The organism is Pseudoxanthomonas sp. z9, assembly GCF_006542425.1.
GTDB lineage: Bacteria > Pseudomonadota > Gammaproteobacteria > Xanthomonadales > Xanthomonadaceae > Pseudoxanthomonas_A.
In genome coordinates, this window is record NZ_VFID01000007.1 from 263,451 (window position 1) to 283,254 (window position 19,804).

Genomic DNA, 19,804 nt, shown 5'->3' on the forward strand with positions numbered 1-19,804 from the left:
ACCGCTCCCGGCGATGCGCCATTCAGTTGCGCCATGCAGACGTTAAGATCAGGGCACGATGGTTCCGGAGAATCGCGCATGAGCACCGCCCTCAATGTCGCCCTGCTCGGGTATGGCTTCGTCGGCAAGGTATTCCACGCACCGCTGTTGAGTCGCACGCCCGGCTGGATCCTGCATACCGTGGTCTCGCGCGATGCCGGCAAGGTGCATGCGGACCTGCCGCATGCGCGGGTGGTGGCGGACCCGGCGGAGGCATTCGCGGATCCGGCGATCGACGTCGTGGTGATCGCCACGCCCAACGACACCCACGCGCCGCTGGCCATCGCCGCACTCGCGCAAGGCAAGCACGTGGTGGTGGACAAGCCGTTCACCCTGTCGCTGGCGGAAGCCGAACGGGTGATCGCACAGGCGCGTGCCAGCGATCGGCTTGTCAGCGTGTTCCAGAACCGGCGCTGGGACGCGGATTTCCTGACCGTTCGCCAATTGCTGGCCGATGGGGTGCTCGGCGAGGTGGCGGAATTCCATTCCCATTTCGATCGGCATCGCCCGCAGGTCGCGCAGCGCTGGCGCGAAAGCGACGTGCCCGGCGCCGGCCTGTGGTACGACCTGGGTCCGCACCTGGCCGATCAGGCGCTGCAACTGTTCGGCACGCCGCTGGCGGTGCAGGCGGATCTGGCGAAGCAGCGCCATGGCGCGCGCGCGCCGGACTATTTCCACGTCCAGTTGCGTTATCCGCGCGTGCGGGTGCACCTGCACGCGGGTTCGCTGGTGCCCGGCAACGGCCTGCGCTACGCCGTGCACGGGGATCGCGGCAGCTACCTCAAGCACGGACTGGACGCGCAGGAAGATCGGCTACGCGCCGGCGGCCTGCCCGGCGACGCCGGCTGGGGGACGGATCCCCGTCCGGGCGAACTGATCCTGGCCGGCGAGGACGGCATGCCGATCGCGCAGGCGATCGACAGCCTGCCCGGCGATTACCGGCACTATTACGCCGCGATGCGGGCGGCGATTGTCGACGGGGCGACGCTGCCGGTCAGCCCGGAGGAAGCACTGGCGGTGATGCGGTTGATCGAACTGGGCATCCGCAGCACCGACGAACGCCGCGAAATCCCCTACGCGTAGCGCGGAGCCTGCTCCGCTGTGGACCGTGTGCGGGATGGTCCCGGTTCCTAGGATTTCCGGCGCCGGACGAGTTCGGCTCCACGTCACGGATCGAGCAGGCGCGGGCCGGGGCCTTCATCCGCCAGTTCATCCAGCGGATTGCGCAGCGGGCAGACCTTCAGCGACAGGCAACCGCAGCCGATGCAACTGTCCATGTGGTCGCGCAGGCGGGTCAGCCGCTCGATGCGGTCATCCAGATCCGCCTGCCAGCGCGCGGAGAGCTTGCGCCAGTCGGCGGCGGTGGGCGTACGCCCTTCCGGCAACGAGGACAGGGCGTCGCGAATCTCGGCGAGCGGAATCCCGGTGCGCTGCGCCACCTTGATGATGGCGACCCGGCGCAGCACCTCGCGCGGGTAGCGGCGCTGGTTGCCGGCATTGCGCCAGCTGTGGATCAGCCCCTTGCTCTCGTAGAAATGCAGGGTGGAGACCGCCACGCCCGCCCGCGCCGCCACTTCGCCCACGGTCAATTCCATGCAGACGTTCGCCTTCTTCTTCGCCGTTTCCGGTTTGGCTTGCGCGGACATGGCCACACTCGCTTGACCTCAATATTGATTGAGGTTTTACCCTGTGCGGCCTCTCCCTGCAAGTCCTTGATGCGTCATGACTCCTCCCCTCGACCTGGCCTTGATCTACGGCAGCAACCGTGAAGGCCGCTTCTGCGACGTGGTCGCCAACTGGATCCGCGGCCAGATAGACCAGCGCCGCGACTACGCGGTGGACGTGCTCGACCCCGCCCTGATGGATCTGCCGCATCGGCACGGCATGACGCCCTCCGCCGACCTGGTCAACCTGCAACAGCGGGTCTGGCGCGCCGACGCCTTCCTGCTGGTGGTGCCGGAGTACAATTACGGCTATCCCGCGGCGCTGAAGTTCCTGATCGATTCGGTGCAGGAGCATTGGCAGGCCAAGCCGGTGGCGTTTGTCGCGTATGGCGGCGTCAGCGGCGGTTCGCGCGCGGTGGAGCAACTGCGCCAGGTGTTCTCCGGGCTGCACGCCTGCACGGTGCGCAATTCGGTACTGTTCCCGATGGCGTGGGACCGTTTCGGCGCCGACGGGCAGCCGCGCGACGCGGCGGCCTGCGCGCAGGCCGCCTCCACCATGCTCGACCAGTTGGCCTGGCTGGGCCATGCCCTGCGCCAGGCGCGCGCGGCCTGGCCCTATCCCGCGCGATGATCGCCCACCGCCGCCGCAGATGGCGGGGCGGGCACTCCCCCTGACGTGCCGCGTGCACATGGAAGACCCGACCGATGTTCCGATTCTTCGAAAAGCGGATTGATCCCTATCCCGCCGGCGAGCCCGCCACGCCGCCGCGCAAGCTGTTCGCGTTCCTGCTGCACTACTCGCGGCCTCTGCTGCCGTGGCTGCTGCTGATGTCGGTGCTGACCGGCACCATCTCGGCGCTGGAAATCCTGTTCTTCGACTTCATGGGCGAACTGGTCGACTGGCTCGGCAGCGCCGATCGCGCCAGCTTCCTGTCCACCCACGGCTCGACCCTGCTGTGGATGGGCGCGCTGGTGGTGGTGGTGTACCCGCTGCTGGTGCTGGTGCAGTCGCTGGTGATCCACCAGACCATCTTCGGCAACTACCCGATGATCGCGCGCTGGCTGTCGCACCGCTACCTGCTGCGGCAGAGCGTGTCGTTCTTCCAGGACGAGTTCGCCGGGCGCATCTCGCAGAAGGTCATGCAGACCGCGCTGGCGATCCGCGAGACCGTGATGAAGCTGATGGACGTGTTCGTCTACGTCGCCGTCTACTTCGTCGGCACGGTCATCCTGGTCGGGCGCGCGGACCTGCGCCTGATCCTGCCGCTGGCGCTGTGGCTGGTCGGCTATCTGGTCATCCTGTTCTGGTTCGTCCCGCGCCTGCAGCGGGTGTCGATGGCGCAATCCGACGCACGCGCGCAGATGACCGGCCGGATCGTGGACAGCTACACCAACATCCAGACCATCAAGCTGTTCGCCCACACCATGCGCGAGCAGGATTACGCGCGCGACGCGATGGACGAATTCATGGTCACCGTGCACCGGCAGATGCGGCTGGTGACCCAGCTGACCGTCAGCCTGCACAGCATCAACGCGCTGCTGCTGGCCGGTGTGGGCGGGCTGGCGGTGATGGCCTGGCTGCAGGGCTCGATTTCGCTGGGCGCGATCGCGGTCGCGATCGCCCTGGTGATGCGAATCCGCTCGATGTCGGACTGGATCCTGTGGGAGGTCGCCGGCCTGTTCGAGAACATCGGCACGGTCGAGGACGGCATGAACACCATCGCCCAGCCGCTGGCGATCACCGATGGCGACGGCGCGCGCGATCTGGAAGTCAGCCGCGGCGAAATCCGCTTCGAGCACCTGCAGTTCCACTATGGCCGCACCTCCAAGGTCATCGAGGATCTGTCGCTGGTCATCCGCCCGGGCGAGAAGGTGGGCATCGTCGGCCGCTCCGGCGCCGGCAAGTCGACCCTGGTCAACCTGCTGCTGCGCTTCTACGACCTGGAGGGCGGGCGCATCCTCATCGACGGGCAGGACATCGCCCGGGTCCGCCAGGAGTCCCTGCGCCGCAACATCGGCATGGTCACCCAGGACACCTCGCTGCTGCACCGCTCCATCCGCGACAACATCCGCTATGGGCGGCCGGACGCGAGCGAGGCGCAGATCGTCGAGGCTTCACGGCGCGCGCACGCGGACGAGTTCATCCGCACCCTGACCGACGCCAAGGGCCGCAGCGGCTACGACACCCATGTCGGCGAGCGCGGCGTGAAACTGTCCGGCGGCCAGCGCCAGCGCGTGGCAATCGCGCGCGTGCTGTTGAAGGACGCGCCTATCCTGGTGCTGGACGAAGCGACGTCCGCACTGGACTCGGAAGTCGAGGCCGCGATCCAGGAACAGCTCTACGCGCTGATGGAAGGCAAGACCGTCATCGCCATCGCCCACCGCCTGTCCACCATCGCCGTGCTCGATCGCCTGGTGGTGATGGACCAGGGCCGCATCATCGAGACCGGCAGCCACGACGAACTGCTGCAGCGCGACGGCCTGTATGCGGCATTGTGGCGGCGGCAGTCCGGTGGATTCATCGGGCTGGACGTGGCGGAGATGGGTTGAGGGCCGGGAATCGGGATTCGGGAATCGGGATTCGGGATTCGGGATTCGGGAATCGGGATTCGGGAATCGGGAATCGGGAATCGGGAATCGGGAATCGGGAATCGGCGGATGCTGCTTTTTCCTCCCCCTTTGAAAAAGGGGGATTGAGGGGGATTTGCTTTCGGCACCAAGAGCAAATCCCCCGTCACCTGCTTACGCAGGTGCCCGCCCCCTTTTTCAAAGGGGGCAATTGCGAACTTCGGCTTTTTTGCCTCCCGCTTGACCCGCCATTCGGCGGTTGAGAGGCGCTTGAGGTGAGGGGGATTTGCTCTCCCCTCACACCAGCCATCCGCGCAGCACGCACTTCTGCGCGTAGCGCCAGAACAGCAGGGCAATGACGATCAGCACCGCCGGCATCACCAGTCCCGCCACGCCGTAGGCATCCCAGGCTGGTGTCACCAGATAGGCACCAATCATCTGTACCAGCAGCGCGAGCAGGGAGACGAAGAACATCGTCACCGCCCAGCGTTTCCCCATCAGCATGCCCAGCGCGCCCAGCACGCCGCCGAACACCGCGATCGCGAAGGCCACGTTGAGCCACATCGGCGTGGCCTCGTAGACCTGGCGCTGCTGCTCGGTCATCGCTGCCAGCGCTTCGGCGCTCATGTTCACCTGCATCCAGAACATCGCCACGCCGATCAGGTTCCAGATCAGCGCGAGGATGGCGACCAGCCAGAACCCCTTGGAACGCGGAATCTCCATCGTGCCGTTCATATGCCCTTCCCTCCCCAGGTTGTCGGACGGCGCGAGCATACGCCCGGCGGACTGTCATTGCGCTTACGTCCTCAACGCGGGGCGAGCCTCCAGACAACATTTCCCACATCGTCCGCCACCAGCAGCGCGCCGCCGCGGTCGAACGCCACCCCGACCGGCCGACCGCGCGCGTTGCCTTCGGCATCGAGGAAACCGGTGAGCACGTCGATCGGCATTCCCGCCGGCTGGCCCCGCGCGAACGGCACGAACACCACCTTGTAGCCCGCCGGTTCGGAACGGTTCCAGGAGCCGTGCAGGCCGATGAACGCGCCTTCGCGGAAACGCGCCGGCATCGGTTCGCCACGCGCGAAGGCCAGTCCCAGCGCCGCCACGTGCGCGCCCAGCGCATAGTCCGGGGCGATGGCGCGCGCGACCCGCGCGGGATCCTGCGGCTGCACCCGCGTGTCCACGTGCGCGCCGTAATAGCTGTAGGGCCAGCCGTAGAAGGCGCCTTCGCGCACGCGGGTCAGGTAGTCCGGCACCAACTGGTCGCCGCTCTCGTCGCGCTCGTTGACCACCGTCCACAGCGCGCCGGTGATCGGTTCCCATGCCAGTCCGACCGGATTGCGCAGGCCGGAGGCATACACGCGCCGCTGGCCGCTGGCGATGTCGATTTCCAGCACCGCGGCGCGGTCGCTCTCGTGCGCCATGCCGTTCTCGCCGATGTTGCTGTTGGAGCCCACGCCAACGTACAACCGGCTTCCGTCGGCGCTGGCGACCAGGCTCTTGGTCCAGTGGTGGTTGATCGGCCCACCGGGCAGATCGGCGACCTTCATCGGCGCGGTCTCGATGCGGATCTGGCCGGCGCGGTACGGCACCCGCACCACCGCATCGGCGTTGGCGATGTAAAGCTGATCGCCGACCAGCGCCATGCCGAACGGCGAGAACAGATCCGACAGCAGCACGTGGCGGGTTTCAGCGACGCCGTCCCCATCCGCATCGCGCAACAGCGTGATCCGGTTGGCGCTGGGCACGCCCGCGCCGGCCTTGGCCATCGTGCGCTTCATGAACCAGTTGCGCAGCCCACCCTTCTCTCCGGGTTTGGGTGGCGCGTTGGTTTCCGCCACCAGCACGTCGCCGTTCGGCAGCACATACAGCCAACGCGGATGTTCCAGATTGCGCGCGAACGCCTGCACCGCCAGTCCTTCGGCCGCGATCGGCGCCGCGCCTTCCGGCCAGCCGACCGCCGGCGCGATGTTGACCGTGGGAATCCAGCGCTGCTGCGGCGCCGGCAGTTCCGGCCGCGGCCCGGTTTCGCTGGCCTGCTGCGCGACGGAGGGTGCGCATGCGGTGATCAGCAGCGCCAGCCCTCCCCCCAGGATCTTCCGCATGCCCATGGCCGCGCTCCTCGAAAGGGACGATTCATGCTGGCCCTGTCCGGGCGAACGCCGCGTCAAGACCGGCTCAGGCGTCGTCCTGGCGCTGCACCGATACCGCCGGCACGCCGTCCTCATCCACGCGTACGCGGATCTCGATCGGCCGGCAGCAGACCTGGCAGTCCTCGACATAGTCCTGTTCGCCGGCGGAATCGTCGACGAACAGGGTGATCATTTCCCCGCAATAGGGGCACGCGATGTCGGTCGAAGGAAGTTGCGGCATGGCGGCGCGCGTCAGGCCGAACCGAGCTGCACGATCTCGCGGATGCGATCCATCCACAGGTAGTGCGCACGCGCGGGATCGCGCTGGTCGTCCAGGCGGACCACCGCGTTGAAACCTTCCGCGCCCCCGGCGTCGCGGAACACCTGCACGCTCGGCCGCGTGGATACCGTGCCGGTCAACGTGCCGCCGTCGGTGAGGCGCAGTTCCACCACCGCCTCGTCGGGCAGCGCCTGCACCATGGCTTCGAGCCGATCGATGTCGGCCTGCCGCGTGTACAGCGTCTGCGGTGTTTCAATCATGGCCGTCGCTCCAGGGAGGGACGATCCACTCTAGCGCCGCGGCGATAAGCACCCGTGAAGGTGCCGGGCAGTCAGGCGAGCAGTTCGAGCAGCGCGCGCGCCGCCGGTTCGGAGGATGCGGGGTTCTGGCCGGTGACCAGCTTGCCATCCACCACCACGTGCGGCTGGAATGGAGGCGCGGCCTCGAAACGCGCGCCCTTGGCCTTCAGTTCGTCCTCCAGCAGGAACGGCACGATGTCGGTGAGCTCCACCGCCGCTTCCTCGGCATTGGTGAAACCGGTGACCCGCTTGTCCTTCACCAGCGGCTGGCTGAGCGTGCCCTGCGCGTGGCGCAGCACCGCCGGTCCGTGGCACACCGCCGCCACCGCCTTGCCGGCGGCGAACCGGGTCTCGATCAGCCGGATCGAATCCGCATCCTCGGACAGATCCCACAGCGGGCCGTGCCCGCCGGGGTAGAACACCGCGTCCACGTCCTCGTCGAGCACGTCAGCCAGCGGCCGCGTCTGCGCCAGTTCGGCGATCGCGGCGGTGTCGTTGTTGAAGCGCAGCGTCGCCGGGGTCTGCGCGTCGGCGGCGTCGCTCTTCGGATCCAGCGGTGGCTGGCCACCGCGCGGCGAGGCCAGCACGATCTCCGCGCCGGCATCCTTGAACACGTAGTACGGCGCGGCGAACTCCTCCAGCCAGAAACCGGTCTTGTGGCCGGTTTCGCCCAGGCGGTCGTGCGAGGTCAACACCATCAGGATCTTCATGATCCGGCTCCATGCGGGAACATCGGGGAAGTGGCGACGCTAGCAGCGCAATCGCTAAAGGCAGGTAACGATCCCGTGGCGATCGCGTTACCGTCACCGCCCTGTCACCCCGGGTCAGCCCTGCTTGATGCGGTGCCCGCCGAATTCGTTGCACATCGCCGCCAGCAGCTTGTCGGCGAACGAATCGTCCTCGCGCGAACGCAGGCGTTCCAGCAGCGACATCGTGATCACCGGCGCGGACACGTCCAGATCGATCGCTTCGGCCACCGTCCAGCGGCCTTCGCCCGAGTCCTCGACGTACGGCGCGATGCCGGCCAGGGTCGGATTCTTCTTCAGCGCGTCGGAGGTCAGGTCCAGCAGCCAGGAACGCACCACGCTGCCGTGGCGCCAGATCTCGGCAACCTGCTGCAGATCGATGCCGAAGGCTTCCTTGCGCTCCAGGATGGCGAAGCCTTCGGCGAAGGCCTGCATCATTCCGTACTCGATGCCGTTGTGAATCATCTTGGTGAAATGGCCGGCGCCGGAGGGACCGACGTGGCCCCAGCCGCGATCGGCCGCCGGCGCGAGGGTCTCGAACACCGGCCGCAGCGCTTCCACCGCCTGCGTGTCGCCGCCGATCATCAGGCTGTAGCCCTCGGCCAGGCCCCACACGCCGCCGCTGGTGCCGCTGTCGACGTAATGCACGCCGGCCTCGGCCAGGCGCGCGCCGCGGCGCATGGTTTCCTTGTAGTTGGAATTGCCGCCGTCGATGACGGTGTCGCCGGCCGACAGCAGCGGCAGCAGCGTGTCCAGGGTGTCGTCGACCACGCCCGCCGGCACCATCACCCAGACGACGCGCGGCGAAGGCAGCGCGGCCACCGCCGCCTGCAGGGAATCGGCAATGGCGATGCCGCGTTCGGCCGCCTGCTTGCGCGCGGGTTCGCCGGGGTCGTAGCCGTGCACGCGGTGTCCGCCGCGGGTGAGGCGTTCGGCCATGTTGGCGCCCATGCGGCCCAAGCCGATCATTGCCAGTTCCATAAATGCTCCTGAGTTCGGGGGTGAAGTGAGTGGAGGGAGACGTCGCGGGACTCAGGCGGTCAGCCAGGCCCGCAGCAGGTCATTGGTTTCGCGCGGCTTTTCCATCGGCGGAAGATGGCCGCAGTCGGCGAACACGTGCAATCGCGCACCGGCGATCCCCGTCTGGAGGATCCGCGATTCCTCCGGCGCGGTCATGCGGTCGTCGTCGCCGACGCCGACCACGGCCGGCATCGACAGGGTGGGCAGCAGCGGCTGCGAATCGGGGCGTTCCAGGATCGCGCGCTGTTGACGCAGGAAGGCGTCACGGCCAACCCGCTCGGCCATTGCCATCACCTCCTCGCCGACCGGCGTGTCGACCCGGCTGGCATGCACCAGTTGCGGCAGCAGCTTGCGGGTGACTCCGGCGAAACGGCCGCGCTCGGCCATCGCCAGGCTGGCCCTCCGCACCGCCGCGCGCTTGGGCGGATCAGCGCGCGCACTGGTCGACAGCAGCGCCAGCCGCTCCACCCGCTGCGGCGCCTGGCGCAGGATTTCGAATGCCACGTAGCCGCCCATCGACAGCGCGCCCAGCGCGAATCGCGCCGGTGCCTGTGCCAGCACGCGCGCGGCCATCGCGCCGACGCTGTCGTCCAGGGTCAGGTCCGGGACGCTGATTTCGGCCAGGTCGGCCAGGTCTTCCACCTGGTCCCGCCACAGCCGGGCATCGCACAGCAGGCCGGGCAGCAGCAGGAGGGTCGGGCGCGGGGAGGAAGCGGGCATCCGCGAATTTTAGTCGCCCGGCGCCTCGAAGCCGAGCGCACGATGCTTTCCACGGGCGGAACACGCGTCTGGGCGTACCCTGAAAGACCCCACGACGCTCTTCCTGAATGCGCATCCTGCTCACCGGCGGCACCGGCTTCATCGGTCGCGCCCTGTGTACCCGGCTCCTGGCCGGCGGCCATCGCCTGACCGTATGGTCCCGACGCCCCGCGCTGGCGCGCCAGCGCCTGCCTGGCGTGGCGGTCATCGAGGATCTGGCCGAGGCGGGCGAGATCGAGGCGGTGGTCAACCTGGCCGGTGAGCCGTTGGTGGGACGCCGCTGGAGCGCCCGGCAGAAGCAGGCCATCCGCGATTCGCGCCTGAACACCACCGCCCAGCTGGTGCGCTGGATGACCCCGCGCCTGCGCCGGCCGCACGTGCTGGTCTCCGGCTCGGCGATTGGCTATTACGGCGCGCACGGCGACGCCCTGCTGGATGAATCCACCCCGGCCGGCGACGATTTCGCCGCCCTGCTGTGTCGCGACTGGGAATACGCCGCCATGCAGGCCGAGGATCTGGGCCTGCGGGTGTGTCGCCTGCGCACCGGTATCGTGCTCGGTGCCGATGGCGGCGCACTGGGGAAGATGCTGCCGCCGTTCCGCTGGGGCCTGGGCGGCCCGATCGGCCACGGCCGCCAATGGATGAGCTGGATCCACCGCGAGGACCTGATCGGCCTGATCCAGTGGTTGCTCGAACTCGAATCCGCGGGCGGCGCCTACAACGGCACCGCCCCCGAACCCGTGCGCAACCGCGAGTTCGCACGCACCCTCGGGCGGGTGCTGCATCGTCCAGCGCTGCTGCCGGCACCCTCGCCGCTGTTGCGACTGGCCTTTGGCGAGGGTGCGCAGTTGATGCTGACCGGCCAGCGCGTCATGCCCATGCACGCGCTGGTGGAAGGCTTCCGCTTCCGCTTTCCGCAACTGGAGGACGCCCTGCGCGACGTGCTGGGCAAACCAGCCTGATCCACGCGCACGCGCACCGCGATCAGAACGACTGCCGCAGCACCAGTTCCCAGCTGCGCGGGTCGCCCAGATAGACCATGCTGTCGTTCAACGCATAGACCACGTGGGTGCGATCGCCCAGGTTGCGGCCGCGCAGGGTGATGCGCGTGTGCGGACCCCACTGCCAGTCCACGTGCGCGCCCCATAACGCGTAGCCGGCGGTGGACAGCGTGTTGGCCGCGTTCGCATACCGCGAGGACACGGCGCGCAGATCCACACCCGCCGACCAGCGATCATCGAACGCGTAGTCCACCCACAGGTTGCCGACCCGTGCGGGCGTGTTGGCCGGCCGGTTGCCCGCGCGCGACACCGGCACACCGCCGGCGTTCTCGAAGAAATCGTCGAGGCTCGCATCCACCCAGGCCAGGTTGCCCTGCACGTCCAGTCCCTGCCAGGGTTGCCAACCGAACGTGGCCTCGACGCCGCGCGCCGATTGCCGGCCAACGGGCAATGTCTGGCCGGGGTTGGCCGGATCGCTGATGGCCAGGTTGTGGCGCACGATCCGGTACGCGGCCAGCGTCGCGAAATGGCGTCCATCGCGCGACTGGAACTTCGCCCCCAGTTCGCCCTGGCGGCCAGTGGTCAGGTCGAAATCGCGCAGGGTCGCGAAATTGGCGGTGCTGAGGATGCCGGCCGGCGGATCGGCGGCGGTGCTGTACTGCGCGTACACGCTGGCCTGCGGCGTGATCGCCCAGTTCAGCGCCGCGCGGCCCGTGGTGGGCGTGTATTCGCGTTCGAACCGCGCCGGGTTGCTCGCGCTGGCGACGCGATGATTGACCACGTCCAGGCGGATGCGATCCCGGCGCAGGCCGGTCAGCAGCGACAGCGACGGGGTCAGTTCGGTCAGGTTTTCGACGAACAGGGCCTGGGTATGCAGGCGGTTGGTGCGATCCGGCTGGTAGGCGATCCCCGCGCCGGGCACGTCGAGGAAATCGCCCGGGGTGACCGCATCCAGCGGCACGGTATCGATCACCGCCGGCAGCGATTGCGGGAAACGGGTCTGCCGGTTGTAGCTGATGTCCAGTCCCGTGTTCCAGCGCGACGGCAGCCGGCCCAGGGTTCCATCGTGCGACCACTCCAGCCGGTTGCCGTAGACCTGCTGGTCGTGGCGCTGCAACAGCGCGCCCGAGCGAATCACGCCGCGGTTGTCGGCACTCAGGCGGTAGCTTTCGACATTGCGGTAATCGCGCAGGGCGTCGTAGTGGTAGATGGTGTTGCGCACGGTGTCCGCCGCGCCCGGCGACCACTCCAGGATCGAGCGCGCCCACAGCACGTCCTGCCCGTAGTAGCCATCGGACACGTTGTAGTTGCGTCCCACCGTTTCCGGCAGCACCGACAGGCGCCCGCCGGCCGGCTGGCGCACCGGCGTGCCCCAGTAGGGACGATCGTTGTCTTCCTGCTGATGCTCCAGCGCCAGCGTGTGCCGCAGCGTCGACGTCCATTGCACCAGCCACGACGCGGCGGCGGTGGTCGCCTGGCGCTGCTGGCCATCGATGGCGCTGTCGGCATCACGCGCGCTGACATCCAGCCGCAGCGCCTGGCGCGCGGCATCGCCGCCCAGGCGCAGGTTGGCGCCCATGGCCACGGTGCGATCACGGAAGGAGCCGATGCCGGCCTGCCATTGCGCGTCGTCGCGTTCGAGCTTCGCCAGCCGGGTGACGTAGTTGATGGTGCCGCCGACCGCGCCGGCACCGTACAGGAAACTCGACGGGCCGCCGATCGCTTCCACCCGTTCGTATTGCCAGGCGTCGACCGGGCGCGCGGCGATCGAGGCGTACTGCACGTCGATGCCATTGAACAGCTGGGTGATCTGGCTGCCGGAAAATCCGCGCAGGGTCACCGCGTTGCCATTGCCCGGCGGCGAGGCCACGGTCAGGCCGGGAATGCCGGACAGCGCTTCCTGGGTGGTGCGCACGCCGCGCGCATCGAGCGTGTCGCGATCGAGGACGGTGACCGAGGCCGGCGTCTCGCGCACGCTCAACCCGAGCCGGGTGCCGGTGCCGGCCGGCGCGTCCAGGACGGTGCGACGGCCTTCGACGCGAACGGCATCGAGGGTGGTGGCCTGCGGGTCGGCGGACGGCGAATCCGCATCGGCGGCGCGCGCCATCGCGGACGGGAGAACGGAAGACAGGGCCGCGAGCACGGCCAGGGAAAGACGGGACGCGCGAAGCGTGCCGCGATGATGCATCGACATGAAGGTAGGACTCCGGAAGCGGCGCATGCGGCGCCGTGGGGAAACAGGGCGGTGATGGCGTTGCGCTACACCGCTGGCGGTCCCCGGCAACCCGCGCCCGCCGGCCGGAATGCTGCCCGCGCCAATGAGGTTTCAAATCCGTGCGCCGGCGCGGGCGGGCACGGTGACGATGCCCAGTCGAACGCTTCCGGTGGCGGCGGCAGCGCGGCGGCCAGCGGACATTGCGGGCAGGCATCGCCGTCGTCCGGCCAACCCGACAGCGGCGCGGCGGGAGCCTTTCCTCGCGCCGCTGTCGCGGCGGTGTCCACCCACTTCAATCCGGCGGGCGTGCACAGTTCGACCCATCCGGCCAGTACGTCGCCACCACGTCCGGCGAGCACGCGGCTGATCGATGGCGCGAGCACGAGCAGCAACGCGGCCAGCAACGCCAGCCGCGCCATCATCCGCGCGAACGGAATCCCGGGACGCACCTGCCTGTCCCTCAGCGCACCGAAGCGCCTTTCAATCGCGGTTTGCCGTCGTCCACGTCGGTCCATACCAGCCAGGCGGCGCCGTCGGCCCAGCGCAGGCGCGGCATCCCGCTGGCGCGTCCACGCGCGGCCAGGGTGGCGACCTCCACGCGGGTGGCGGACTGCCAGCGCGAATCGTAAGTGCCCAGCACGATGCGCTGGTTGCCCGCACCGGTCTCCTCCAGCCAGCTGGCCAGCAGGCGGTCGTCACCCAGCGCCAGGCCCAGCCGGCCCAGTACCTGCCCGCCGCGCGCGAGCGTGACCGGTGCGTCGAAATGATCGCCCGCGTCGCCGGAATGCGCCGCGCGCAGTTCCGGCACGCCGCCGGCCTCGGTGTACCACGCTACCCAGACCTCGTTGCCGCGCGCGGCCACAACGGGACCATTCACGGGGCATGCGGGCATGTGCCAGCCATCGGTGTGCACATCGCGCGGCGCGGTCCATGCCTGCCCGTCGAAGCGGACGATGCGGGTGTCGCGGATCTCGCCCGCGGTGCGCCCGCGATACACCACCACCACGCCGCGATCGGTGATCGCCGACGCGGTGGTGCAGCAATCGCAGGTGGATGCATCGAGCGGCCATTCGGCCAGCTGCCGCGCCTGCGCGCCGTACAGCGCGGCGCGCAGCATCATCGCGCCGCCACCGCCATGGTGGGCGTCGTCATGCCCGGCATCGGCGGAATGATCGGCGGCGGCCTTCTGCCGGCTGTCCAGCCAGGCGATGCCGAGCTGGTCCGGCGCCTGCGTCCAGAAGGTCACGAAACCATGATCGCCACGGGTACCCGCCGGATGCACCAACTGCGGCGCGCTCCAGCTGCGTCCGCCATCGCCGGAGCGCACCAGATCGATGCCGTAATCCATCCGCGAAGGCCCGGTGCTGCGCAGCCAGTGCGCCCACAGCGAACCATCGGGCAGCGCCTGCACATGCGGGGTGTCGGCCCAGTTGAGGAACCAGTCGTTGCCTTCGGCGATCGTGATCGGCGCCTGCCAGCTCTCCTGCCCGGCCCAGGCCAGACGCAGGCGATGCGCCTCCCCGGCCGCCGGTTCCACCCAGCTCAACAGGCGTCGTCCATCCGGCGCGATCACCAGATCCGGCTGTGCGGCGCCGATGGGTGCGGGCAGGTTCCACTCGCGCACCCGGGCGATCGCAGGCGGCGGTGACGCGGGTTCCGCCCGCTTCGTTTCCGCGTCCACGCGTTCGCGGCCACCGCAGGCGGCCAGCAGGGCGAGCAGGCCCAGCGCGCCCGCGCGCAGCAAGGTGGAAACGGCAACGGCGGGAACACGATGGCTCCCGCGGACGGCAAACGGCGACGCGCTCCGGCGCGTCGGCAAGTCAACGGACATCTCGGCATTCTCCAAAGCACGGGCGCGGCCAGGCGGCCGCGGGAACAGCTCGGTACGCGTGGTTCAGAAAATCGGCGGCGGCCCCTGCCCGCCGAGCCCACGCAGGCGGATCGGCGCGTGCGGTCCGGGATGATGTCCGGGCATCGCCAGCTGCGGCAGCGGCGGCAATGGCACCTGCGCGATCAGCGCCAGCGGCATCGGCGGCAGCGACGACGCCAGCGGGCAATAGGCGCAATCCGCGCCGGCCGGCGTGGCCGGAGGCATGGGCGTGGCGTCACCGGCCGGTGCGGCCGCGTCCACCCATTTCAGGCCGCTGGCGGTGCACAGTTCGACCCAGCCGGCCATCGCGCCGGAAGCCCCCACGGCCAGCACCCGGCTGAGCGCGGGCGCAAACGCCAGCAGCAGCATGGCGCAGAGCGCCAGCCGGGCCATCGGGCGGGAAAAGGCGGGGTTCCGGATCACGAGCGGGATTCTAGTCGTCGACGCGGCCCGATGCGCACACAGCCCATGGCGCAAGTGCCTGATCCGACGGATGTGCGACGAAATGTCGCACGTCCGTCCAGGCCCACCGCCTCAGGAAAGCGCGCTCGCCGGCACCGCCGGCAGGACGGCCTGGCGCACGCGGTGCCGCCAGCACCACAGCGCCATCAGTACGCTGGTGACCGCCAGCATGAAGCCGAACTCGTCCACCGCGTAGACGGTGATCAGCCCGGTCTCGACCGTCAGCAGGGTGAACACCGGACTGATCACCGCGTTGTGGCTGCCGTGCAGGAACGCGGCGGTCCAGACGCTGCCGGTGCGCTCGCGCAGCCACGCATACACGTAGCTCAATCCCGTCACCATGATCGTGAAGCAGACCATCGCGAACGGCTTGGGCGGATCGCCGGGAAAGTTCAGCCAGAACAACACCGGGTAATGCCACACCGCCCAGATCAGGCCGGTGAACAGCGGGCCGGCGCCGAAACCGAACCGCTGCACCAAGCGCGGCCCGAGGAAACCGCGCCAGCCAATCTCCTCGCCCAGCGCCATCGCCACGTTGAGGAGGAAGCTCATGCTCAGCTGCAGCACCAGCAGCATGGCCATGACCGCGCCGTCGGATACTTCAGGCAAGCCGATCACCCGCCGCGCATACGGCAGGTAGATCTCGGTCGAGAACTTGCCCATGCCGGTGGCCCAGATGATGCCGTAGGCGAACAGGCCATAGCCGATGGGAATCAGGTAACCGAGCCAGGCCGCCCGACCGCCGGGCCAGCGCCAGCCCAGCGTCGCCAGCGGTATCCGCGCCAACAGGCAGGTCAGCAGCGCCGCCAGACCCGGACCCCACATCAGGCCGGTCACGAACAGGCGCCGCCCTTCCGCGTTGGCGAAGGACAGGTTGAGCAGCAGGTAGAAGGGAAGGCTGAGAACGAAGGTCAACAGCAGGAACAGCACCACCGGATAGCGACGCATCATGACGACGACTCGAGGGGCCCCGGTGGCATCATGCCAGCTTGTCCCTCCGCCCGCAGCCATGGACGTCCACCAGACCCAACGCTTCTGCGCCGGCCTTCCCGGCGCCACCGTCACCGAATGGGGCGAACCCGCCAACCTGCTCGCCTACTTCGTCGGCGGCAAACGCTTCGCCCACTTCAAGACCAGCGATCCGGAGCGCTGGCGCTTCAGCTTCAAGGTCGCGCCGGAGCGCTTCCTGGAACTGACCGATCAACCGGGCATCAAACCGGCGCGCTGGCTGGGCCGCTACCGCTGGATCACCGTGGTGGACGTGCGTGCGATGCCCGAGGAGGAATTGCAGTCCCTGATCCGCTGGTCGTACCGGGCAGCGCTGGCCACATTGAGCCGCGCACGGCAGCGGGAAATCGCCGACGCCGCGACGACGCCGGAGAATCCGCCCGCGCGCGGGAAGAAGCGTCAGGCTTCGCCCAGGTAATCCATCTTGCCCAGCGGCACGCCGTTGTGGCGCAGGATGGCGTAGGCGATGCCGACATGGAACAGCAGGTTGGGCAGCACGAAGCCCAGCAGGTAATCGCGGCCGCTGAAATGCTGGTCGCCGCTGCGACGCGGCAGCACCACCTCCCTGCCCTCGCTGCCGTCGATCTGCGCCGGCGTGAAACTGCCGAGGAATTCCAGCGCGCGGTCCAGCCGCGCCTGCAATTCCTCGAACGTGGTCTCGTTGTCCTCGAAGCGCGGCGAGTCCACGCCGGCCAGCCGCGCGGGCGCGAACTTGGCGGTGTCGGTGGCGATCTGCACCTGCCGCAGCAACGGCAGCATGTCCGGATACAGCCGCGATTGCAGCAGCACCGCCGGATCGTAGCCCTGCGCCAGCGCATGCGCGTGGCCCTTGGCGAGGATGTGCCTGAAGTTGCGCAGGGCGCGGATCAGCACGGGAACGGAGGCCTGGTACATCGACAACGGTTCGCTCATGGCGGCGGGCTCGGGACAGGGAAGCGCGCAGCTTAGACAAGTCCGATTCCGGTGATTAGTCCTCCCCGGCGGGAGAGTCCATCCCGAATCCTGTGCTGCGTCCGCATGCGGTCCCCACTTCAGGCAACGGGCGCGCGCGTTGCGCGCAATCCATCGCGGAAGTCCAGTGCCGATGCGTCATTCCTTCGTTCCATCGACGGGAAACTGCATCGCCGATGCCACCGTTTGTTCTGGCATCCGCATCCCTATCTTTGCTTCGCACGACGGCTGCCCAGGCACTCCGCCAGGACCCGTCGCCACACGCATCGCAACTCCCTCCCCCGCGCGATGCATGCAGGAGTTTCACACATGAAGAACAACAACAAGCTGTCCCGTGCCCTTCTTTCCGCCGTGCTGCTGGGCGGCATCGCCTTCGGCGCGCAGGCCGCCGAACCCAAGGGCTTCTATGCCGGCGTAGGCGCCGGCCAGTCCAGCGTGGACGAACAGCGCTACGACGACGAGGACACCGCGTTCTCGGTGTTCGGCGGCTACCAGTTCAACCCCTGGTTCGGCCTGGAAGCCGGCTATTCGGATCTCGGCAAGCTGGAACCGCGCGGCAACCTCGGCCGTCCGCTGGAAGTCAGCAGCGTTTCGCTGACCGCGGTCGCCACCGTGCCGTTCACCGACAAGTTCTCCGGCTATGCCAAGGTCGGCGTGCAGCGCTGGGATCTGGATCGCGCGTTGCCGGAAGTGACCCGCACCCGCGACGACAGCGGCACCGATGCCACCTATGGCCTGGGCCTGCAGTACCGGTTCACCGACAAGGTCGCGTTGCGCGGCGAATACAGCCGCTTCGAGATCGAGGACGCCGACGTGGATCTGGCGCAGTTGCAGGTCCGCTACGACTTCTGATTCCCCTACGGGACTCAGCCTGGAAAACCGCCGGCTCGCCCGGCGGTTTTCGTTCGTGTGCGGGGACGCGGTAGCATCGCCATCCCCCTTGTTCCCTGGCGAGCCTCCCGATGTCCCACTGGTCCGATCTGATCCGCGACGTGCCCGATTTCCCAAAACCGGGCATCGTGTTCAAGGACATCACCCCGGTGCTGGCCGACGCCGAGGGCTTCGCCGAGGCGATGGCCGAACTGGCCGAACCCTGGCGCGGCACCGCGCTGGACGCGGTGATCGGCGTGGAATCGCGCGGCTTCATCCTGGGCGCGGCGCTGGCGCGCGAACTCGACATCGGCTTCGTGCCCGTGCGCAAGCCCGGCAAGCTGCCCGCGCGCACCCTGACCCTGGACTACGCGCTGGAATACGGCAGCGATCGGCTGGAAATCCACGCCGACGCCCTGCCCGCCGGCGCGCGCGTGCTGGTCATCGACGACGTCCTGGCCACCGGTGGCACCCTGCGCGCGGCGGTGGCGCTGGCGCGCCAGCAGGGCGCCGACGTGGTCGGTGCCGCGGTACTGGTGGAACTGGCATTCCTCGGCGCACGCGAATGCTGGAACGACCCGGCGCCGCTATGGTCGGCGCTGGCGTTCTGAGCGCAAACACCATTCCCCCTGCAGGAGCGACGCAAGTCGCGACAGCCCGCGATGACGATTGGAAAAAAGCTCGCGACTCACGTCGTTCCCACAGGCGGGCTCCTGATCATCCTGCCATGCCTGGGCCTGCTCGCCGGATGCCTGTCGGACACCCTTGATGCAGCCTATGGCAACCTGGCCGAGGCTCGCGCCGATGGCGCCATCGACCGCGGCTGGATTCCCGCCTGGGTGCCGGAAAGCGCGACCGCGCTGCATGAAGTGCACAACCTGGACACCAACGTCAGTGCGCTGGCGTTCGACCTGCCCGGCGATACCCGCATACCCTTGCCCGACGGCTGCCTCCCGGCCACTTATGCGCAGACGCTGCCGGTTCGGTTCGCGCGTTCCTGGTGGCCTTCGCAGGGGACGCTTGCCTCGCAGTACAACTTCTTCACCTGTCCCGCCTCGTCTGCCAAATTCGAATTCGTCGGGATGCGCCACGACGGCCGCCACATGGTGCACTGGCGTACCTACGCGCCGGATTGACCTCCGTCCTCCTACAAGGGAGATCATGCTTGACTGTGGGAGCGACGTGAGTCGCGAGCTTTTCCGGCCGCCCAGGGTTGCATCGCCTTCATGGCGAATGCGGAACCGATTTCTCCCTGCCGACAGGCACTAGCCCATCCGGCATATGGCCCGGCAGGGAGCCCGTGCTAACGTCGCCTCCGGCCACAACGGGCGTGGACGGGCGAGGAGAGACGCGTGGCCTGCCCGTTGTCGGCTCCTTGGTTTCTCCCGGCCCGCATTCGCTTCCCCGGCCGCACTGTTCCGCACCACGCTGCAGTTGTCCGTTTCCACGACACGTTCCGGCAAGGGGAATCCATGGCATCGATGAAGCAGGCCGCGCCTCCGCTGGAGGACGCGAAGATACCGGTGAAGATCAAGCTGTCCGCGCTGTGGGCCAGCCTGATGCTGTGCTTCGTGTACGGCGACTATTTCGGCCTGTACGTGCCGGGCAAGCTGGGAAAGATGATCGAGGGCAGCATGGGTCCGCTCGGCGCGGTGACCCAGAACGTGCTGGTTGGCACCTCGATCATGATGGCGATACCGGCGCTGATGGTGTTCCTGTCGCTGGTGATGAAACCGGCGCTCAGCCGTTGGATGAACGCGCTGCTGGGCCTGGCCTACGCCGCCATCATGGTGCTGACCATGCCGGGCGCCTGGCGCTTCTACCAGCTGCTTGGCGTGGTCGAGATCCTCTTGTGCCTGGCCATTGTCGGCTTCGCGCTGAAATGGCCGCGCCGGCCGCTTTGATTCTTCCGGAACCACT

23 protein-coding genes are annotated in these 19,804 nt (G+C 68.5%); 9 read left to right on the forward strand and 14 right to left on the reverse strand.

The genetic code is table 11. From position 1 onward, the window contains the following. Positions 1 to 78 precede the first annotated feature (78 nt). Positions 79 to 1,122 (forward strand): oxidoreductase, encoded by a 1,044-nt coding sequence (locus FG323_RS08260; protein WP_141454047.1) that lies wholly within the window; start codon positions 79 to 81, stop codon positions 1,120 to 1,122. An 83-nt stretch (positions 1,123 to 1,205) separates the two neighbouring features. Here the strand turns inward: FG323_RS08260 and soxR are convergent, their stop codons facing one another. Next, a complete protein-coding gene (gene soxR / locus FG323_RS08265; protein ID WP_141454048.1) occupies positions 1,206 to 1,685 on the reverse strand; it encodes a redox-sensitive transcriptional activator SoxR in 480 nt (159 codons plus the stop codon). 76 nt (positions 1,686 to 1,761) lie between these two features. Here soxR and FG323_RS08270 point away from each other — a divergent pair, with 76 nt between their 5' ends. Both FG323_RS08270 and FG323_RS08275 read left to right on the forward strand, forming a co-directional pair. Then, entirely contained in the window at positions 1,762 to 2,334 is a 573-nt protein-coding gene (locus tag FG323_RS08270; RefSeq protein WP_141454049.1) for an NAD(P)H-dependent oxidoreductase, read from the forward strand. A 74-nt stretch (positions 2,335 to 2,408) separates the two neighbouring features. After that, a complete protein-coding gene (locus tag FG323_RS08275; RefSeq protein ID WP_141454050.1) occupies positions 2,409 to 4,253 on the forward strand; it encodes an ABC transporter ATP-binding protein in 1,845 nt (614 codons plus the stop codon). A 315-nt stretch (positions 4,254 to 4,568) separates the two neighbouring features. Here the strand turns inward: FG323_RS08275 and FG323_RS08285 are convergent, their stop codons facing one another. The 7 genes from FG323_RS08285 to FG323_RS08315 form a co-directional block, all read right to left on the reverse strand. Continuing rightward, positions 4,569 to 5,006, reverse strand: coding sequence for a hypothetical protein (locus FG323_RS08285; RefSeq protein ID WP_141454052.1), 438 nt, complete (start codon positions 5,004 to 5,006; stop codon positions 4,569 to 4,571). Positions 5,007 to 5,077: 71 nt separating this feature from the next. After that, positions 5,078 to 6,382 (reverse strand): sorbosone dehydrogenase family protein, encoded by a 1,305-nt coding sequence (locus FG323_RS08290; RefSeq protein ID WP_141454053.1) that lies wholly within the window; start codon positions 6,380 to 6,382, stop codon positions 5,078 to 5,080. A gap of 67 nt (positions 6,383 to 6,449) precedes the next feature. Beyond that, positions 6,450 to 6,644, reverse strand: a complete 195-nt coding sequence (locus tag FG323_RS08295) for a CPXCG motif-containing cysteine-rich protein (protein ID WP_141454054.1) — start codon at positions 6,642 to 6,644, stop codon at positions 6,450 to 6,452. 11 nt (positions 6,645 to 6,655) lie between these two features. Beyond that, the gene (locus FG323_RS08300; protein WP_141454055.1) at positions 6,656 to 6,943 is read right to left on the reverse strand and encodes a DUF3247 family protein; all 288 of its coding nucleotides are present in this window, start codon (positions 6,941 to 6,943) and stop codon (positions 6,656 to 6,658) included. A 71-nt stretch (positions 6,944 to 7,014) separates the two neighbouring features. Next, the gene (locus FG323_RS08305; protein WP_141454056.1) at positions 7,015 to 7,692 is read right to left on the reverse strand and encodes a type 1 glutamine amidotransferase domain-containing protein; all 678 of its coding nucleotides are present in this window, start codon (positions 7,690 to 7,692) and stop codon (positions 7,015 to 7,017) included. A 114-nt stretch (positions 7,693 to 7,806) separates the two neighbouring features. Further along, on the reverse strand, positions 7,807 to 8,709 hold the full coding sequence (gene gnd, locus FG323_RS08310) for a phosphogluconate dehydrogenase (NAD(+)-dependent, decarboxylating) (protein WP_141454057.1): 903 nt from the start codon (positions 8,707 to 8,709) through the stop codon (positions 7,807 to 7,809). Positions 8,710 to 8,760: 51 nt separating this feature from the next. Beyond that, entirely contained in the window at positions 8,761 to 9,468 is a 708-nt protein-coding gene (locus FG323_RS08315; protein WP_141454058.1) for an alpha/beta fold hydrolase, read from the reverse strand. A 107-nt stretch (positions 9,469 to 9,575) separates the two neighbouring features. Between FG323_RS08315 and FG323_RS08320 the strand changes: the two genes are divergently transcribed. Next, positions 9,576 to 10,469, forward strand: coding sequence for a TIGR01777 family oxidoreductase (locus FG323_RS08320; RefSeq protein WP_141454059.1), 894 nt, complete (start codon positions 9,576 to 9,578; stop codon positions 10,467 to 10,469). 22 nt (positions 10,470 to 10,491) lie between these two features. On the opposite strand, the gene FG323_RS08325 is transcribed toward FG323_RS08320, so the two are convergent. From FG323_RS08325 to FG323_RS08345, 5 genes are all read right to left on the reverse strand, one after another. Continuing rightward, positions 10,492 to 12,702 (reverse strand): TonB-dependent receptor, encoded by a 2,211-nt coding sequence (locus tag FG323_RS08325; RefSeq protein ID WP_255470108.1) that lies wholly within the window; start codon positions 12,700 to 12,702, stop codon positions 10,492 to 10,494. A 65-nt stretch (positions 12,703 to 12,767) separates the two neighbouring features. Then, positions 12,768 to 13,172 carry a DUF2946 family protein gene (locus FG323_RS08330; protein WP_181444127.1) on the reverse strand — a complete coding sequence of 135 codons (405 nt, stop codon included), beginning with the start codon at positions 13,170 to 13,172 and terminating at the stop codon, positions 12,768 to 12,770. An 11-nt stretch (positions 13,173 to 13,183) separates the two neighbouring features. Beyond that, a complete protein-coding gene (locus FG323_RS08335) occupies positions 13,184 to 14,554 on the reverse strand; it encodes a hypothetical protein (RefSeq protein WP_141454061.1) in 1,371 nt (456 codons plus the stop codon). 63 nt (positions 14,555 to 14,617) lie between these two features. Beyond that, the gene (locus tag FG323_RS08340) at positions 14,618 to 15,016 is read right to left on the reverse strand and encodes a DUF2946 family protein (protein ID WP_141454062.1); all 399 of its coding nucleotides are present in this window, start codon (positions 15,014 to 15,016) and stop codon (positions 14,618 to 14,620) included. Positions 15,017 to 15,127: 111 nt separating this feature from the next. After that, the gene (locus tag FG323_RS08345; RefSeq protein ID WP_181444128.1) at positions 15,128 to 16,006 is read right to left on the reverse strand and encodes a CPBP family intramembrane glutamic endopeptidase; all 879 of its coding nucleotides are present in this window, start codon (positions 16,004 to 16,006) and stop codon (positions 15,128 to 15,130) included. 58 nt (positions 16,007 to 16,064) lie between these two features. On the opposite strand from FG323_RS08345, the gene FG323_RS08350 reads away from it, so the two are divergent. Beyond that, positions 16,065 to 16,481 (forward strand): MmcQ/YjbR family DNA-binding protein, encoded by a 417-nt coding sequence (locus FG323_RS08350; protein WP_141454064.1) that lies wholly within the window; start codon positions 16,065 to 16,067, stop codon positions 16,479 to 16,481. On the opposite strand, the gene FG323_RS08355 is transcribed toward FG323_RS08350, so the two are convergent. Continuing rightward, a complete protein-coding gene (locus FG323_RS08355) occupies positions 16,463 to 16,975 on the reverse strand; it encodes a DUF1993 domain-containing protein (protein WP_249889665.1) in 513 nt (170 codons plus the stop codon). The two genes, FG323_RS08350 and FG323_RS08355, sit on opposite strands and share 19 nt — an antisense overlap. Positions 16,976 to 17,323: 348 nt before the next feature. Between FG323_RS08355 and FG323_RS08360 the strand changes: the two genes are divergently transcribed. The 4 genes from FG323_RS08360 to FG323_RS08375 all read left to right on the forward strand — a co-directional run bounded on the left by FG323_RS08360 (position 17,324) and on the right by FG323_RS08375 (position 19,788). Beyond that, a complete protein-coding gene (locus FG323_RS08360) occupies positions 17,324 to 17,866 on the forward strand; it encodes a porin (RefSeq protein WP_181444129.1) in 543 nt (180 codons plus the stop codon). 110 nt (positions 17,867 to 17,976) lie between these two features. Further along, positions 17,977 to 18,495 (forward strand): adenine phosphoribosyltransferase, encoded by a 519-nt coding sequence (locus tag FG323_RS08365; RefSeq protein WP_141454066.1) that lies wholly within the window; start codon positions 17,977 to 17,979, stop codon positions 18,493 to 18,495. A 51-nt stretch (positions 18,496 to 18,546) separates the two neighbouring features. Continuing rightward, entirely contained in the window at positions 18,547 to 19,020 is a 474-nt protein-coding gene (locus FG323_RS08370) for a hypothetical protein (RefSeq protein ID WP_141454067.1), read from the forward strand. A gap of 336 nt (positions 19,021 to 19,356) precedes the next feature. Continuing rightward, on the forward strand, positions 19,357 to 19,788 hold the full coding sequence (locus FG323_RS08375; protein WP_249889661.1) for a DUF6326 family protein: 432 nt from the start codon (positions 19,357 to 19,359) through the stop codon (positions 19,786 to 19,788). Positions 19,789 to 19,804 lie beyond the last annotated feature (16 nt).